This window comes from Thermogutta hypogea (assembly GCF_055386265.1).
This window is the reverse complement of record NZ_AP042425.1, coordinates 2,441,400-2,455,091: the sequence shown is the minus strand read 5'-3', so window position 1 is coordinate 2,455,091 and position 13,692 is coordinate 2,441,400. Positions and strand designations below refer to the sequence as shown.

Here is a 13,692-nt window from a genome sequence, read left to right as displayed (position 1 = left end):
TCGTTGCCGTGATCGCTCGCCTCGAGTGATTTCCGCCGAAAAGCAATTCAAGCAATTGGAATGAAAGGGATGAGGCCCGTTGCCATGAAGCCGGACGGGGATTCTGTCGTCAATGTGGTGGTTGCCGGATTGGGAGGGCAAGGCGTCATCAAAGCCTCGGACATCTTGGCGGATGCGGCGTTCTTGGCGCATTACGACGTCAAAAAGGCCGAGGTCCACGGGATGAGCCAACGCGGCGGCGGAGTGACTAGCGACGTGCGGTTCGGACCGCGGATCTTCAGCCCCATGGTTCCGTCGGGTGAGGCCGACTATTTGGTGGTCTTGGCGCCCGACCAAGTCGAGCCGAACTCCGGACGGCTCCGAGCCGGCGGCGTCCTGATCGCACCGGATGCGATAACCGAGGACGAACTGCCGCACCGAAGAGCGGCCAACTCGGCGCTCCTCGGGATCCTCAGCCGGCTGCTGGAAGACTGTATTCCGACCGATTGCTGGCATCAGGCCCTGCGTCGGCAGTTCAAACCCGAGTTGGTCGAGGTCAACCTGGCCGCATTCGAGCTGGGACGCCGCCGAGGAGAACGCTTCCGATCGACGGACTAATCGCCGAGGCGATTGCAAGTCGCACGCGGAGGGAAGTGGTACGGCTTCTTTTGTTTGGAACGGCCGACAAGAACCAGCGCAAAAGATACGGAGCCAGCCGTGGCGATGAACCATCTACCTCATTCGGCCCCCGAAACTTCGCGAGCCATTCATCCCGCTTGCGCCATGGACTTCGTGCCGCGCGACGTGCTCCGCGCCGTGCAATTGGAGAGGCTCAAGAAGACGGTCCGCCGGGCCTACACGCATGTCCCGTTCTATCGCCGCAAGTTTGACGAACTGGGAATCGCTCCGGAAGACATCCGATCGCTGGAGGACATCGTTCGATTGCCCATGACGGTCAAGAACGACCTGCGGGACAACTATCCGTTCGGTCTGTTCGCTCGGCCGATGGAGGACATCGTCCGCCTTCATGCTTCCAGCGGCACGACCGGCAAGCCGATCGTGGTGGCGTACACCAAGAGCGATCTGGAGACCTGGAGCGAGGTCATGCTGCGGACCTTCGCCGCGGTCGGTTTGAACGAAAACGACATCATCCAAAACTCGTACGGTTACGGGTTGTTCACGGGAGGTTTGGGGGCCCACTACGGAGCGGAGCGCTTGGGCGCGACGGTAATTCCGACCTCCGGCGGCAATACCGACCGGCAGATCATGATCTTGAGGGATTTCGCGGTGACCGCCATCTGCTGCACGCCCAGCTATTTTCTCCATCTCGCCGAAAGGGCGGCGGAATTGGGCGTGAACATGCGGAGCCTGCCGCTTCGCGCCGGCATTTTCGGCGCCGAGCCGTGGAGCGAGAACATGCGGCGGCGCATCGAGGACGAGACGGGCATCAAGGCCTATGACATTTACGGACTGAGCGAAATCATCGGGCCGGGAGTCGCCTCAGAGGACGTCACGCAGGACGGCCTCTATATCTTTGAAGACCACTTCTACCCCGAAATCGTGGATCCTCAAACCGGCGAGCCGGTCTCGGACGGGCAGGCGGGCGAGCTGGTGCTCACGACGTTGAGCAAGCAGGCGATGCCGATGATTCGCTATCGCACACGGGATATCACGCGATTCATTACCGAGCCGTCTCCCAGCGGGCGAACCGTGCGACGCATCGCCCGCATCTCCCATCGCAGTGATGACATGTTCATCATTCGCGGCGTGAACGTCTTTCCTTCGCAAGTCGAGACGGCCCTCTTGACGGTCGAGGGTACGCTGCCCCACTATCAAATCGTCTTGCGGCGCAAAAAAGGCCTGGACGAAATGGAAGTCCAAGTCGAGGTAACCTCCGCCGTCTTCAGCGACAAGGTTCGGGAATTGGAGGACTTGCGCCGCAAGTTGATGCGGGCTGTGGAAGGCGTGATCGGGATTCGGGCCGAAGTGGTACTCGTGGAACCGCATACCATCAAGCGGAGTGAGGGCAAAGCGCGTCGCGTTCTGGATCTGCGCGGCGAAGCCTGACGAACCGCGGGCCGACGCGAACGGTTCGCCCGGTGGCGCTGCCGAGACGGGATTCTCGGCTCATGTCCCGATTCCCGGGCGGCCTAGCGGGGGAAAATCCACGGCCGAAGGGCGAAAAAAGCTCCGGCGGTTCCGGCCACCAACAAGGCCCCGGCCGAAATCCACAAGAGAATATCCCACCATCTGCCCGGGCGCAGGGGCGGCGGGCAGGCGCGATAGCGAAAGAAAATCGCCGCCCCGGCCAGCATCGGCAACATGATCGCCTGCATGAAACCGCTGGCGATGATCAACGACACCGGCTCGCGATAGAGAAGGCAGGTCGCCAAGCTGAAGAGGGGAAAGCCGATGCTGAAGGCGATGACCCAAGAGGTCGGCGGCGGTTGAGCCGGACGCGGCTCTCGGCCGAGGAAGAGCGCGAGCGCATCGGATGCTACCCGTGCGTGACCCGCCGTGGCGGAAAAAAAGGTGGAATACAAGACGGCCACGGCTCCCGCCAGGAACAACACCTGGGTCCACGCTCCGAAGACCGGGGCGTACATTTCGCTGAGCGTGACGATCAATCGCGAACCTTCCGGTTTCAGGCCCGCCCCAGATAAGACCGCCGCCCCCAGCATATAGAACGCCGCCGTGGCGAAGGTGTACACGATCATGGAGAGAAAGGCGTCCCACTGCATGACGCGCATCCAACCCCGAGCACGCGTTATCCAGTCGGGCGATAGGTCAGGTCGGCCGGCGTGTCTGGCGTAGCCCTTCTCCAAGCACCAATAGGGATAGGTAATCAATTCGTTCGTGCCCATGCCGATGATTCCGAACGTGGCCAGCGCCGTGCCGAGCGCGACCCAGCGATCGACCCCGGACGGCAGACGAAAACTGAGGCCGTGGGCGAGATCGGCCGGGGAGATGGCCCAGTCCGGTTGGAATTGCAGCGCGATGACGCACCAGATGGTGGCCGCCGTAAAGGCGGCTACCAAAATCGTGCAGACCCATTGAATGGTCCCGTAGCGACCGAGTACGAGGATCGGGATCGTGCCCAAACAGATGATCGCCGCCCAGAGGATGTCGTCCGTCAACTGAAACCCCTGGGTGCCGTAGTCCGGCCGGGCTGGAGCAGGGTGCTGCTTTGGGCCGAGGGATTCGGCGTTCGGTTCGCTCGCCTTGGGGCCGTTCTCCTGCGCGGGCGGGGCGGCCTGTTGTCGGTTCCATTCCTCTTGCGCGTCGAGGAGGCGTTGATAGCTCCCGTTCAACGGCAGGGCGATTGCCAGGGCCTGCCCCACCCCGTGCGCAATACCGCCCAATTGCGCCAGACTGACGACGAACATCGCCAACCAATACCACAGCATCCAATGGACCCGAGCGCGCGGCCCGGGCAGGGAATTGAGGGCGGCCATCGTGGGCTGCCCGGTGACCACGGCGTGGCGTCCCAATTCCACCTGCACAAACACCTTGCTGACGCAGCCGATGATGATAAGCCACAACAATGCGAAACCGGCTTCGGCCCCCGTTCGTGTCGTGGCGATCAGTTCTCCCGATCCGACCACGGCGGCGGCGATGATCATCCCCGGGCCCATGCTGAGGAGCATGCGGCCGAATGTGGTCGGCGGCGACTGGACGTCCGAATTAGGAGGGGGGACGGCGGAGGATGAAGTCGGGACGCTCACGGACGGTTCTCCGCAAGATAGGGCACGAACGGTTATTCGGCTCCCCCACGCAGTCGGCGCGGCGAAGAGCGGAAAAGATGTCCCTATCTTTGCACGGAGGTCTCGGCGCGTGCAACCACGTCGCTCAACAACGGTAGGAAACGGCGGCGATTCTCACGGGTGATACCGAGGTGCGTCATCGCAGCAGTTCGGGGCGATGACCCCGTGCCGTCCAGCCGTCGTCCGAAACCGACCGGGCGGGGATTGTGCGACGAGGGGCATCGCCGGCGCTAGGGCGTGAGGTGACGAGGCTTCGCGAGGCGGTCGGAGGTGCTGCCGGCGGTGATGGCGAGGCATCCAGTTCCGGGGCGTCCTCCAATTTGCGATCGGTGATGGAAATGATGTTTTCCGGCGGAACCCCGAAATCGATCACGGGTTCGGTCGACCGCACGAACGGCGAGGGCCGTCGGGCGGGCAGCTCGCTGGATAACCTGGGACGGTCTTCGAACCGCTCGTCGGGCGTCGCGAAAGGAGTCGCCGCGTCCGAGACGACGGGAACGTCACTCGGATCGTTCGAGTAGGTCAGCAACGTTTCGTCCGGGGCCGGCGCGACGGCCGATCCGGCCCTCGGCGCCAGCGGAGAGCAAGAGACGCAGGCAGCTTGCCCCGGGCGCCCCGACAGGGTCGGTCCGCAATAGTCGTAGGGACTGGCGCACATGCGGCAGCCGGTCAGAAAGATCAGGGTGGCCAAGACGTACAGCCAGACCTTGGCTTGCATAATTCACTCCTCGAATACTACCGCTGAACGATTCGCCGCGGCGGTGCTTTTCGTTTGGGAGCGGTCGTGTTTTCAATTCCAGCGTCCATGGGCGGTCGTTCCCAAATGTCTTTCGGCAAAATATCTGCTATAACCGCAACTTTTCCATTAATCGGCAGGATTTCCCCAGATTTTGCGGATTGCTCCGTGATCGGGAACGGCTTCGGACCTCGGCACCCATCGGGGTGGGATCAGAGCGTCGCAGGGGAAGATTGCTGAGGGCGAGATTGTGGAAAGATGGGTGGTTTTGTAGGCATGGCGTTGTTTTGATTGTGTGCGATGTATGCGCAATAAAAACTGTTTCCGTTGAATTGTTCGGTTGATCTGGTTTTGTTGATTCCGAAGGTTCATTTGCCGATGCAAGTTGTGATGGCGAGATGGTTTGTCTCGGCTCGGCGTACGGCAACTCCCATCGGATCAAGAATCGTGGTCGTCGTGGCGCTCCGAATTCTGCCCGCATGGTTCGCTTGCCTAATGCTATTGGGCATTAGCGGAGTGAGCGGGTGCGCGCTGCACCGCGGATCAGTCACGAGTGGGGGGGCCTTTCCCAACCCATGCGGTACCGACGAAGTTCGCATTTCCAAGAGCTGCCGTGATGCGGGCAAATGTGTTACGCCGTGTCCGCGGTGGCGATGCCGACTGTACGGCGTGCGGTGCCGTATCCAGGGCTTGGTGGGCGATGTCGGCTGGCTGATTCGGGAAGGGATCGTCGGGGGGCCTGAACAAGATATTCCCCCCGGTCCGACGCCGCCGCCGATCCTGGATGAGCTTTTCCCCCTGCCTACCCGTCCCGTCTTCTATCCAAATCCCACCCCTCCGCGGTCCGATAACGCCGATGCGTCGAGAATGCCGGATGAAATTGAGTACGGTCAGAACGCACCTTTGGCACCCGGATCGGAGCGATCCGGCGACAATTCCCCGGGGCGAGGAGGAGTGGAAAAGAGGCAAGACGGCGCTTTGCCGAGCCGCTCCGGGCCGGAGGTGATCCCGACGCCTGCTCCGCTTCCGCCCGGCGATTCGTGGGATTCCTCGGATCGCGGCGTGCCTGGGAAAGCCGAAGATACGGCCCGGGTTTGGGATAGCGCCGGATGGCGGCCCGCCGATGACGCAGTCGTGAAGGGGGCTCCTCGAGTCGGGCAGGCACCTCCCGAAGCTTCATCCCAGAGTCGTACCGGCGATGGGAGCGGGAGTCCGGCCTGGGTCTTTCTCCCTGCGGCGCCGATCGTCGGCGACGGCCCTCGGGTTACCGTTTCGTCCGATCATTCAGGCGACCAAGGCCGGCGGCAAGCCGGCGTACGCCGTTGACGTGCCCCGAGGTCGGCTCGCAAAAAGAGCCGACGTGGCATCGCGGCGTCATGAATAGGCCCCGGCGTGCCCATCCCTGTCTGGAACTCCGGCACATCTCCTCGACAGCCGTTCTAGTCGACCTCGATACGGAATCCTTTCGCTCAGCATTCTTATTCTTAGCTCCGGCGGTAGGATCGAGCGCGACCCCGGATCTCCAGCTCGCCGATTTCCAAGAGCGGTGTGCGGATTTGATAAGGCGAGCGGATTGTCAACGGCATTGGGGTACCGGCATACTGTGGCATCTGCATGGAGTTGATCGACGGGGCAAGATCATTCGAGTTTTCCGGATGGGGTTACCGTGGTCAAGGCTGTGAGGCGTCGTTCCGATGTAACGATTCTAGGCCGGAAACGCCACCTGATTCCGGTGCGGTCACAGCGTTTGCGCGGACCTTCAACCCAAGACTGTCGGCCTGCCCTGCTATGCCATCCACACGCCGCTACGAAACGATCGCAAGGTGCGTTGTTCTTTGGACAATCTTGGGTTTCGGATCTCCGATGCCGCTCTTGGGTGCGGAGGACCTGCGCGAGACCCCGATCGTGGTCGCCATTCGCAACGCTCGGCCGGCGGTCGTCAACATTCGCGGGGAAAAGACCCTGGTAACCACGGCCGGGGTTGCCGCGTCCCGCACCGACGCCTCGCGACGGGTGAACGGCATGGGGACGGGCGTGATCATCGATCAACGCGGCTATATCATCACCAACCATCATGTCGTGGACGGCGTCCGCGAGATCGAAGTGAATTTGTACGACGGGAGCCGTTACATCGCGAGACTGATCGCGCGAGATTCCGAGACGGACCTCGCCATCATCAAGATCGACGCCGATCGGCCGTTGCAGACGATCCGGATCGGAACCTCGTCCGACTTGATGCCGGGAGAGTCGGTCATTGCCTTGGGGAACGCTTACGGTTACGAACACACCGCCACTCGGGGCATCGTGAGCGCCCTGCATCGGGCCGTGCAGGTCAGCGACTCCCAGTTTTACGAAGACCTGATCCAAACCGATGCCAGCATCAATCCGGGCAACTCCGGAGGGCCCCTGTTGAACATCAACGGCGAGATGGTCGGGGTAAACGTCGCCGTCCGAGCGGGAGCACAAGGCATCGGATTCGCCATTCCGGTGGATCGGGTCGTTCAAGCGGCCGCACGGTTATTGGCGCAAATCAACCAAAAGAGCATTTTGCTGGGACTCCGCTTCGCCCCGTCGGGCGGGACGACGTCCGGGCTGTCTGTGGCCGAAGTGTTTCCGAACAGTCCGGCGGACCAGGCGGGGTTGAGGCCGGGCGATACGATTCTCAGTATCAAGGAGACGACGATCTCGAACGAACTCGATTTTCAACGGGCCTTGTTGGAGCGGCGGCCCGGTGAATCGCTGGAAATGGCCGTCCTTCGCTCGGGCGGTTCGGAGGAGGAGTTGACGCTCGTCTTAGGCGGACCCACGGGCGGGAATAAAAGCGATCGCATTTGGGAGTTGGTGGGACTGCGACTTGCTCCCATTCCCCCGGAGGAGTTCCAGGCCAAGTTCAATACCCGTTACCGCGGCGGTTTGTTGATTACGGATGTGCGGAGCGGTGGGCCGGCGGCGGCCCAAGGTTTGCGGTCCGGCGACGTGTTGGTGGGAATGCATCTCTGGGAGACGGTGTCCGTGGAAAATGTGGAGTACATCATCCAGCGGCCCGACTTCGATAGCTTTCTACCCCTAAAGTTCTTCATTCTCAGGGACAACGAGACTTTCTACGGTTACTTCGCAATCGCCCGGGCGAACGGCGAGAAGTGACTTTCCGAACCCTCTCCACCGCGATTCTCGCAACTCGGGACGGAAATTGCCCCCTGCCGGAGAAGGGAATCTCTAGGGCCTTTGGGGTCGCGCCCATGAGGGGGGGCGGGATTTTTTGGCGCGGGGCCTGCTTCGAAGTTATACTCGAAGTGTAGGTTTTGGTCGGCGCCGCAATCGCGAATGGGCCTCGCCTGCCATTTGGGTAGCTACCGGAAGCGATGGTCCCAAGCAACCGTTTCGAATACGGTTGGCGATGTGCCGGGCGGACCGACACAATCCCGGTTCTTTCGGAGGATTACCCGTGTCGAATGCTGGAGATAACCCGTTCAATCTCGACGATTTCAATCTGGGCGGACCCACGGGCGGCACGGCGAGTGACTTGGCGGCGTCCGGACCCGCAAGCGAAGCGGAAGCTCCGGAAAGTCGGGAAGATAAGCCGCGTCGTCCCGGCTTGTTCGCGCGTCTGAAGCAGACCAGCATTTTCACGGTGATGCTGGGGCTATCTCTCCTGGCGCTGACGATCGCGGTCATCGTCCTGGCGATAGAGTTGAGCCGGTATCGGTGGGATACCCGTGCGCGCTCCGTCCGCGGAGGCGTGACGGCACCGGGGGTTCATGCGGTGGTCTCGACGATGACGGCTGCCGCCTGACCCGCTGTGGTGTAGTTCAGCGACAAAAAGAGATTCTTGTCCGTGCGATACTCCGCCGAGCTGATGACTTGGGCGGGGCATTCGGGATCGGGAAATTCGTGGTTCAGGGTACGCGGTACCATTTTCTCGGCGGCTAGGACGAGGCTGGCGGCCAATTCCATGGCACCGGTAGCGGCGCCCGCGTTCCCGAAAAACGACTTGGGAGCGGTCAGCGGGACGTCCGGCAATATTTCGGCCAAGGCGCGGCTTTCGCAAGCGTCTTCTTGACGTGCCCCACGACCGTCCGCGTTGACATATCCCAGGGACCGAGGATCGGCGTCGGCATCTTGCAGGGCGGAGCGGACCGCCCGCGCGACGGCCGCGGCGACCCCATGCCCGTGTTGGTCCCGGGCGAAGACGCGACCGCTGCCGCGAATACGACCGAGAATCTCGGCGCCCCGTTTCCGGGCGTGCTTTTCATTTTCCAAGACCAGAACGGCGGCGCCTTCTCCACGGACTTCGCCGTCTCGCATGCGATCGAAAGGACGCGGAGCTTGGCCGTCCTGATCGGCACGGTTGGACAGGCGGCCCATCACGGCAAATCGGCTCCAGTCGAAAGGCGTCATTTCCGAGGCCGCGCCGCCGACCATCACTACGTCGGCCAGGCCCCGTTCGATCAACAACGTTCCTTCGATCAGGGCCAGCAACGAAGAGACCTCAGCGTGGTGAATCGTGTTATTGGGACCTCGTGCATCCAGCACAATGGAGACGTGCGAGGCGATCATGTTGGGCAAGACTTTGAGAAAGCTCAGCGGGAACGTGGCGGCCATGCCTTCGACGGGCCAGCGTCCGAAATCAAACCGGCCGTCGACGATGCAGGCCCGATAGGGAGCCTCGCTGTCTTCCAGCGAACCGCAAATGCGATCGGCCCCCAGAACGATTCCAAAGCGGTCCGGATCGATGGGCTGAGAATCGAGCCCGGAATCTTGCTGCGCAAGGCGTGCGGCCGTGACCCCCAATTGGGCGTCGCGTGCCATGACCTTGAGGCTTTTCCGCTGCGGGACGAACTGCTTTGGATCGAAGTTTCGCACTTCCGCGGCCGAGCGGACCGGAAGCCCCGACGGATCGAATTGCGTGATCGGCCCGACACCACCGATTCCGGAGAGCAGCGAGGCACGAAATGCGTCACGCCCGATCCCGATGGGCGATACGATTCCAATTCCTGTAACGACGGTCTCGCGAAAGGGCATCCGAAGTCTCAACGGCTTTGAGGATAAAGGCGCGCCGGTCTAAGGCGGCCGGGGCGTATGAAGAGGGAGTCTTCCGAACGCAAGGCGGAAAGACGGCGTGTGGAGGGTGAGATTCCGTATCCAACCCCTCTGTAGGATTATCGGTTACTGGAACGGCGTAAAGTTATTAGTATATCTTCTCCACCGCATCCAACAATCGCGTGTTATTCTTCCGGTTTTGTTTTTCCTTCCCAGATGTTTTCAATTCTCAAGGTTTACGCCCAGGTGCCCGAACCTAAAGTCGAGAACGGTTTGTCTTGGGCGAAGGTACGCAGGGTTTCTTTTTGATACCGCGTTTCTCTACAATAGCTTTGAACAAAGTAGCGAGAGTACGGAATCGGCCGATAGCCGGCGCAAGAGCGATGCCGGGAAACATCGCGCCGTGCGGGAAACGAAAAATGTGTGGGAGCTGTTGATACGCGGGATGCGTATCGAGTCGTTTTCGGGAATGTGGGGCTGAGGGAGGGACACGATCATGGGAAATCCGGGGGATCGAGTGGATACGAAACGGTTCTTTGAAGAACACGAGCGTATCGAAAGTATTTTGGCGGAGCTTGAGACGGCACTCGCCAATCGCGATCGGCAGTCGAAGGAGGTGATTCGGTTGCTGTCGGAGTTGCCCGTGCATTTGGAGGCGCACTTCGCTTTCGAAGAAGCGGAACGGTTTTTCGACGAGGGCATGTTGCGGGCACCGCATCTTCAGCCGAAGGCGGACAAAATATTGGCGGAGCATGCCCCGTTGGTGGAGGCCGCCAAGCGTCTTGCGGCTGACGCAGAAAGCGAAGGTCACGGTTCGCCCGACTGGTGGGAACGCGTCCGCGCGCGTTACTTGGATTTAAAGAACGAGCTGGCTCGGCACGAACATGCCGAAAACGAACTGGTACAAGAGGCCTACGTTCAAGACCTCGGGGCACGCGATTAGTCGGCTTGAGTCTTGGCCGTAGCGCGCGGAGACCGAAGGGCCGGGCCTTGCGATCAGGCGGCTTCGGCGCGGCGGTCGGGCGAAGCGAGGGGCGCTACGACCGGGCCGTGCAGCGGCCGGATCACTTCGCCCTCGCTGATCGCCTGGAGGATTGACTCGGCGATTTGGAGCGCGGCCAGGCCTGCCGCGCCGTCTACGACCGGGGCTCGGCGTGTGCGCACGCAGTCTACGAAGTCGGCGATCTCGGCGGCCAGGGCATCCCGCTTTTCGCAGACCACGATCTCTTCCGGCATGTACACTTCGTGGAATTCAGGTTGAATCCGTCGCAGTTCCGCAGCGGGCAGATCGGCGGGGCGGAATCGGCCGGCCTGGAGGTCCGGGTGGATGCGCGTGAGCGACACCTTCCCGGCGGCGAAATCGATCTGGGCGATCGCGCCGCGCGACCAGATTTTCATCTCGCGCCGGGGTTGACGCGTGATGCGGGAAGCCTGGAGCACGGCGATGCAGCCGTTTTCAAACTCGATGCGGGCTTCAGCGACATCTTCGTTCCCGCCTAAGAGCGCCCGGCCGGATGCCGTGATCGAGGTCGGGAAACTGTTGGTGAGGCTGAGGATCAGATCGAGATCGTGGATCATCAAATCCAGAACGACGCCGACATCGAGCGACCGACCCGTGAACGGACCGCAACGCACGGCCTCGATCAGCCATGGCGCAGCAAGGTTTTGCGCGGCCGCGGCAAATGCGGGGTTGAATCGTTCGATGTGTCCTACTTGCAGGATGCGGCCGGCCGTTTCGGCGAGGGCGACCATTTGTCGGGCTTCGGCCGCGGACGACGCGATCGGCTTCTCGACCAGGACATCGATTCCGTCCGCAAGCAGGGAGCGGACGATCCGGCCGTGCAGGGTCGTCGGCGCGGCCACGACGGCGGCTTGGACTTCGCCGGGGATCTTGCTCGCGTCGGCGAATACGGGAAAGCCCTCCTGACTGAGTTCGCCGCGGCGTACGGCTGAGGGTTCCACGATACCGATCAGACGGACGTCGGCGCGGGCCGCCAGCTTGGCGGCGTGAAACTGCCCCAGCCGTCCGCCTCCGATTACGATGACGCGTAAGGGTTCCACGAAAGTCGACCTCGCGGTCTGAACGGGTCGTGCACGGCGAGTCGGCGGATCCGTCCCGCCTTGCGTCCCGGGGTTTAAGCACAATGACGAATGCGTTGGGTTTCCGCCGTGGTTTGCAGCAGTACGGTTCCCAACCGGGCATTCAGCCGGTGACCTCCGCGATAGGCGCAGAACCGGCCGATGAGGTCGCAACCGCACAGAGCGAGATCCCCAACCATGTCGAGCAGTTTGTGGCGAACGCATTCGTCGGGGAACCGCAGTCGATTATCGATCGGTCCGTTCTCGCCGAAGACGAGCAAGTCCTTTGGCGTGGTGCGGCGTCCCAAGCCCATGGCTAAGAGTTGATCGGCTTCCGACTTCAGCATGAAGGTACGGCAGGGGGCCAATTCCTTGCAGAAGGATTCCGGCGTCAAGAGCAGGCCGAAGCTTTGTCGCCCGATCGGGCCGCGGGGGCCGTAATCCAGGAGATACCGGATAAAAAGTTCGCCGCCGGTGCTCGGCCTGGCCTCGAACCAGGCCGCGTCCTCGTCGATACGTACCACGGCGGTGACTTTGCGAAGGACCCGGGGGGCGGATTGTTCAACGATGCCGGCGCGCATGAGGGCCTGCACAAACGGCAGGCTGGAGCCGTCGCAGCCGGGCATCTCGGCGGCCGTGACGCGGACCTCGCAATTGTCGATTTGAAGGCCGCCCAGCGCCGCCATGATGTGCTCCACCATCTCGACGCGAGCCCCGTCTCGCTCCAACGTGCTGCGGCGAGGCTGGTCGATGCGGTATTCCAACCGCGCCGGGATTTGCGGTTGGTGCGGGAGGTCTGCTCGCACAAACACGATACCCGTATCGATCGGGGCGGGATGAAACTCCACCCGCACGTCCTGGCCGCTCCAATAACCGAATCCTTCCACGGCGGCGGGGGCGGCGATCGTTTGCTGGTTGCGCAGGGAAAACATCAAGCGTTGCCATCCAATGTTAGGAAATCAGGTATTCGTCGGCGGTTCGAGGATCCGAAGCCGCGGATCGCGACCACGGGCCTCCGTGCGCCGAAACTTCGCACGCCTGGAACTTGCCTCCGCGGCAAGATTGCTCAGCGAAGCCCCGTCGATCCGGGACGAACGTAACCGGCACCCGGAGCGGCTCCGCCGGATGTCGCCGGGGCGGTCGCCGTTTGCACCCGAGCGTTGAGACGCTGTAGGATGATGGGAGTGATATCCAGTTCCGCGCCTTGGTAAACGATCCAGCGATTGATCGTGCGGAGCACGTCTTCGGGATTATTCGGATCCGGTTCGGTGCCGTTGAAGCGGAACACCATCGTGATGCCGTTGGCGGCGGCGAAGTACTGGATTTCGCCCACGATCTCCTGGTAAGTGCCGTAGACGACTTTGGCTTCTCGAAGCATCAAGTCTTTGCGTTTTTTCAGGACGTCGGCCTCGAATTCCTTCTGACGGCGCAGGAGCGCGTCGTCGATCTGAGAGTAGGTCGGCGTTCCCGGTTGGTGGTCCTTGAGCTGTTCGGCCATGGCCTTCAAGGACGCCTGCTCCTGTTGGGCCCACTGCTCGGCCGCCGCCGCCTCGGCCCGGATCGCTTCCATTTGCTGTTTGTGTCGGGCGTGGTTCTTGAAAATGTAGTCGATGTCCACCACCGCCACGTTCCGCACCATGGGAACGCTGCGGGTCTGGGGGGCCGGCACGCCGGGCTGTTGCGCCCCCAACTTCCACATGGTGGCCACGGAGATACCGACGACGAGGATTCCGATTCCCATCCACTTGGTCTTGGACACTTTTTCCCTCCTTGGAAAAAGGCTTGTCAGGAACGTCTCGGCGGGCCGAAACGCCTCCGGGCTCGGAGCGAGGCGTCCCTTCCGTCTCTCCGGCCGCGGGGCTCGGCTTGGAAGCGACCGCCTGTCGCTTCCGAAGGCCGATCCGAGGATGCCTATCCGCCGTGCTGTGTCTCGGCCGTTGTATTCTGCCGATTGAAATCGGTTGCGTAAAGGCCAGAATCCAGGAAACCACCCATGATTGCAGGCCGCGGCGGTCGGTGGACTTGCCCGGTTTCAAGGAATTGCCCGGTTTACCGGCGATCGCGGGACGGCCGCTGGGGATTGTGAACCGCCGG

General features: G+C 62.1%; 11 protein-coding genes. 5 read left to right on the top strand and 6 right to left on the bottom strand.

Annotated features, from left to right (window positions below; genetic code table 11):
• The first annotated feature begins 69 nt into the window (after positions 1–69).
• On the top strand, positions 70–597 hold the full coding sequence (locus ACZ5B4_RS08840) for a 2-oxoacid:acceptor oxidoreductase family protein (RefSeq protein WP_464910860.1): 528 nt from the start codon (positions 70–72) through the stop codon (positions 595–597).
• A gap of 105 nt (positions 598–702) precedes the next feature.
• Positions 703–2,046, top strand: a complete 1,344-nt coding sequence (locus tag ACZ5B4_RS08835; protein WP_464910859.1) for a phenylacetate--CoA ligase family protein — start codon at positions 703–705, stop codon at positions 2,044–2,046.
• A gap of 83 nt (positions 2,047–2,129) precedes the next feature.
• On the opposite strand, the gene ACZ5B4_RS08830 is transcribed toward ACZ5B4_RS08835, so the two are convergent.
• Together ACZ5B4_RS08830 and ACZ5B4_RS08825 are read right to left on the bottom strand one after the other, a co-directional pair.
• The gene (locus ACZ5B4_RS08830; RefSeq protein WP_464910858.1) at positions 2,130–3,704 is read right to left on the bottom strand and encodes an Nramp family divalent metal transporter; all 1,575 of its coding nucleotides are present in this window, start codon (positions 3,702–3,704) and stop codon (positions 2,130–2,132) included.
• Between the two features lie 175 nt (positions 3,705–3,879).
• Positions 3,880–4,461, bottom strand: coding sequence for a hypothetical protein (locus tag ACZ5B4_RS08825; protein ID WP_464910857.1), 582 nt, complete (start codon positions 4,459–4,461; stop codon positions 3,880–3,882).
• Positions 4,462–6,342: 1,881 nt separating this feature from the next.
• On the opposite strand from ACZ5B4_RS08825, the gene ACZ5B4_RS08820 reads away from it, so the two are divergent.
• Together ACZ5B4_RS08820 and ACZ5B4_RS08815 are read left to right on the top strand one after the other, a co-directional pair.
• Positions 6,343–7,623, top strand: coding sequence for a trypsin-like peptidase domain-containing protein (locus ACZ5B4_RS08820; protein ID WP_464910856.1), 1,281 nt, complete (start codon positions 6,343–6,345; stop codon positions 7,621–7,623).
• A gap of 301 nt (positions 7,624–7,924) precedes the next feature.
• Positions 7,925–8,272 (top strand): hypothetical protein, encoded by a 348-nt coding sequence (locus ACZ5B4_RS08815; protein ID WP_464910855.1) that lies wholly within the window; start codon positions 7,925–7,927, stop codon positions 8,270–8,272.
• On the opposite strand, the gene ACZ5B4_RS08810 is transcribed toward ACZ5B4_RS08815, so the two are convergent.
• Positions 8,236–9,501, bottom strand: a complete 1,266-nt coding sequence (locus tag ACZ5B4_RS08810) for a beta-ketoacyl-[acyl-carrier-protein] synthase family protein (protein ID WP_464910854.1) — start codon at positions 9,499–9,501, stop codon at positions 8,236–8,238. The two genes, ACZ5B4_RS08815 and ACZ5B4_RS08810, sit on opposite strands and share 37 nt — an antisense overlap.
• A 514-nt stretch (positions 9,502–10,015) precedes the next feature.
• Here ACZ5B4_RS08810 and ACZ5B4_RS08805 point away from each other — a divergent pair.
• Positions 10,016–10,462, top strand: a complete 447-nt coding sequence (locus ACZ5B4_RS08805) for a hypothetical protein (RefSeq protein WP_464910853.1) — start codon at positions 10,016–10,018, stop codon at positions 10,460–10,462.
• A 53-nt stretch (positions 10,463–10,515) separates the two neighbouring features.
• On the opposite strand, the gene ACZ5B4_RS08800 is transcribed toward ACZ5B4_RS08805, so the two are convergent.
• From ACZ5B4_RS08800 to ACZ5B4_RS08790, 3 genes are all read right to left on the bottom strand, one after another.
• On the bottom strand, positions 10,516–11,580 hold the full coding sequence (locus ACZ5B4_RS08800) for a Gfo/Idh/MocA family protein (protein ID WP_464910852.1): 1,065 nt from the start codon (positions 11,578–11,580) through the stop codon (positions 10,516–10,518).
• Between the two features lie 74 nt (positions 11,581–11,654).
• The gene (lpxC, locus tag ACZ5B4_RS08795; protein WP_464914010.1) at positions 11,655–12,530 is read right to left on the bottom strand and encodes a UDP-3-O-acyl-N-acetylglucosamine deacetylase; all 876 of its coding nucleotides are present in this window, start codon (positions 12,528–12,530) and stop codon (positions 11,655–11,657) included.
• Between the two features lie 134 nt (positions 12,531–12,664).
• Positions 12,665–13,357 carry an OmpH/Skp family outer membrane protein gene (locus ACZ5B4_RS08790; protein ID WP_464910851.1) on the bottom strand — a complete coding sequence of 231 codons (693 nt, stop codon included), beginning with the start codon at positions 13,355–13,357 and terminating at the stop codon, positions 12,665–12,667.
• Between the last annotated feature and the right edge of the window lie 335 nt (positions 13,358–13,692).

What these genes read in the sequence shown, in the direction of transcription:
- ACZ5B4_RS08840 (WP_464910860.1), top strand. Translation starts at nt 70, where the DNA reads ATGAGGCCCGTTGCCATGAAGCCGGACGGGGATTCTGTCGTCAATGTG.
- ACZ5B4_RS08835 (WP_464910859.1), top strand. Translation starts at nt 703, where the DNA reads ATGAACCATCTACCTCATTCGGCCCCCGAAACTTCGCGAGCCATTCAT.
- ACZ5B4_RS08825 (WP_464910857.1), bottom strand. Translation starts at nt 4,461, where the DNA reads ATGCAAGCCAAGGTCTGGCTGTACGTCTTGGCCACCCTGATCTTTCTG.
- ACZ5B4_RS08820 (WP_464910856.1), top strand. Translation starts at nt 6,343, where the DNA reads ATGCCGCTCTTGGGTGCGGAGGACCTGCGCGAGACCCCGATCGTGGTC.
- ACZ5B4_RS08810 (WP_464910854.1), bottom strand. Translation starts at nt 9,501, where the DNA reads ATGCCCTTTCGCGAGACCGTCGTTACAGGAATTGGAATCGTATCGCCC.
- ACZ5B4_RS08805 (WP_464910853.1), top strand. Translation starts at nt 10,016, where the DNA reads ATGGGAAATCCGGGGGATCGAGTGGATACGAAACGGTTCTTTGAAGAA.
- lpxC (WP_464914010.1), bottom strand. Translation starts at nt 12,530, where the DNA reads ATGTTTTCCCTGCGCAACCAGCAAACGATCGCCGCCCCCGCCGCCGTG.